This window comes from Arthrobacter sp. Y3223164 (genome assembly GCF_059091005.1).
The window spans coordinates 1-1,023 of the sequence record NZ_JBNHGF010000645.1 but is presented as its reverse complement, the minus strand read 5'-3'; the positions used below and the strand labels follow the sequence as shown (position 1 = coordinate 1,023).

The following is a 1,023-nucleotide window of genomic DNA, read 5'->3' as shown; positions in this document are numbered from 1 at the left end:
CGGCTCGACGTGCACGGAGCCCTGGCCGACGGCGATCCACTGATCGGGGTGGAACCGCGCATCCGCACCGCGGAGCCGGCCTTCGAACCGCTGCTCAAGGCGGTGTTGGACCACACCCCGGTCTCCTTCGACTACCGGTCGCCCAAAGACGGCCGGCCGCAGCCGCGGCGGGTGGAGCCCTGGGGGCTGGGCAACCGCTACGGCCACTGGTACCTGGCCGGCCGCGACCTGGACCGGGACGCCCAGCGCACCTTCCGGCTGTCCAGGATCACCTCCACCATAAAGAAGCTGAACGGGACCTACAGCATCCCGGAAGGCTTCGCCATGCGCACGGTGCTGGACGGGCTGCAGGCGCCGGAGGACAACGGGACCGCCGTCCTCCTGCTCCGGCAGGACAAGGCCAACTCGCTGCGTGCGGCCGCCGCACCCGCCGAGGACGTCCGGCCGCCGGCGGGCTGGGACGCCGTCACACTTGGCTACGGCGACGCGGAGGTGCTGGCGGAGGAAATTGCCTCGCACGGTGCCAACGCCCTGGTCCAGGGTCCGGACGAGCTGCGCGGCGCCGTGGTGCGCCGGCTGGAAGGCGCCCTGGCCGCCGCCACCCAGGCACCGCCGTCGTACACCCTGCTGGAGGACAGCTCACGGCCGGCACGGAAGACGGGGTCCCTGGACCATCTGCCGCGGCTGCTGGATCTGGTCTCTTACGTCACGGCGAATCCGGGGGTGCCGCTGGACGCCACCGCCGAGAAGTTCAAGATCAGCAAGAACCAGCTGATCAAGGACCTGAACCTGCTGTTCGTCTGCGGGACTCCCGGCTACGGCCCGGACCAGCTCATCGAAGCCTTCTGGGAAGACGGCACCATCTCCATCAACAACGCCGACGAGATCGACAAGCCGGTGCGCCTGAGCCTGGACGAGGCGCTCTCGCTGGTGGTCGGCCTGCAGGCCCTCGAGACGGTGCCCGGGGTGGGGGAGCAGCCCGCCCTGCGCAGCGCGCTCAGCAAGCTGTTGGCGGCGGCCGGC

At 70.8% G+C, this 1,023-nt stretch carries 1 protein-coding gene; it reads left to right on the top strand.

What is annotated here, in order from left to right; genetic code table 11:
* A partial coding sequence (locus AC5RUJ_RS17100) for a WYL domain-containing protein (RefSeq protein WP_494156346.1) occupies nucleotides 1–1,023 on the top strand: 1,023 nt, incomplete at both ends.